A 1,571-nucleotide genomic window follows, 5' to 3' on the forward strand; every position below is an offset into this window, starting at 1 on the left:
CAAGGCCGTCGTGCTCACCCATTACCACCCCGACCATATGGGTAATGCCGAACGGCTCCGGACGCAGGCGGGCGCGGCGGTGCTCGTGCACCACGATGACCGGGCGGCGGCCATGCGCAAGGGCAGGCCGGCCTTGTACCCGCTGTGGAAGCCGCCGGTGCTGCATCTGGTCGGGCACTTCCTCCGCAATGGCGTCGCCCGGACGGCGCCCGTGGCCGAGGCGTCGGGTTTCACCGACGAAGAAGTGCTGGACGTGCCGGGCCGTCCCCGCGTCATCCACACGCCCGGCCACACCGCCGGAAACGTGGCCCTGAGCCTGGCCGACCGTGAAGTCCTGATCGTGGGCGACACACTGGCGACGCTCAGCCTTTCCTCCGGCGAGTCCGGGCCGCAACTGCTCCCCCGGTTCCTGAATGAGGATCACGACCGGGCCCTGGCCTCGCTGGAAAAGATCGAGCCCGTCGAGGCTCGCTGGGTCCTGCCCGGTCACGGTCTTCCCTGGGAGGGAAGTCCGCGGCAGGCCGTCAAGCTGGCCCGGCAGATCGCGGCCCGGACAAGCTAACCCGGGGGCGGCGTTCGGGCACTATAAAGCGTGGGACAGCCGAGGCTCCAGACGCCACCAGACGCCGAGCTGGTGTACGCGGCGCGGTCCGGGCTGAAGGAGCCGATGGCCGAGCTGCTGCGCAGGCACTGGGACACCGCGGTGCTGCTCGCCGAGCGGGTGCTCGGCTCGCCCGACCTGGCGCGCGACGCCGTGCAGGAGGCCGCGATCGCCGCGATGACCGACGTGGAGCGGCTGCGGTCGCCGGACAGGTTTGGCGCCTGGTTCTGCGGGATCGCGCTGAACGTGTCGCGGAAGTGGCTGCGGCAGCTGCGCTCGGAGCGGTCCGGCCTGTTGCCGGAGCCGCCGTCCGAGGCGGCCGATCCCGCCGAGGCGGCGGAGATCGCCGACACCGCGGCCCGCGTCCGGCGCGCGATCGCGGCACTCGCCGACGGTCAGCAGGACGCTGTCCGGCTGTTCTACCTGCAGGGCCTGAGCCACCGCGAGGTGGCGGACGAGCTCGGCATCTCGGTTGGCGCTGTCAAGGCGCGGCTGCACCAGGCACGGGCGGCACTGGCGCCGAGGCTCGCTCAGTTCACGACAACCCCGGAGATCCTGATTCAGGAGGAGGAGACGGCAGTGACGGCAACGGACGCGGCGGAATGGGCCGAGGTCACGGTCACGGACATTCGCAGGAGCCAGGACGAGGATCACAGCAAGCGAGAGCACGTCATGGTCCTCACCGAGCGAGCCGGTGGCCGCTGGCTGCCAATCTGGATAGGGCCAGTCGAGGCCACGGCGCTCGCGCTCACGCTCGAGTCCGTCGAGACGCCGCGCCCGTTCCCCTACAAGCTGGCGGCGGGTCTCGTCGAGGCCGCCGGCTCCCAGATCACCGAGGTCAGGATCACCCAGCTGCTCAGCTCGATCTTCTACGCCATCGTGGTCGTGCAGGGGCCGGCCGGTCCGCGGGAAGTTGACGCGCGGCCCAGCGACGCGGTGAACCTCGCGGTCGTGACCGGGGTGCCCATCC

2 protein-coding genes are annotated in these 1,571 nt (G+C 71.1%); both read left to right on the plus strand.

Annotated features, from left to right (window positions below; genetic code table 11):
- Positions 1-562: MBL fold metallo-hydrolase (locus tag WA805_RS29255; protein WP_425243935.1), on the plus strand; the 562-nt coding region annotated here is incomplete at its 5' end.
- Positions 563-592: 30 nt separating this feature from the next.
- A partial coding sequence (locus WA805_RS29260; protein ID WP_425243936.1) for a bifunctional nuclease domain-containing protein occupies positions 593-1,571 on the plus strand: 979 nt, incomplete at its 3' end.

The sequence above is a fragment of the Trebonia sp. genome, assembly GCF_049794275.1.
In the GTDB taxonomy this organism is placed as follows: domain Bacteria; phylum Actinomycetota; class Actinomycetes; order Streptosporangiales; family Streptosporangiaceae; genus Trebonia.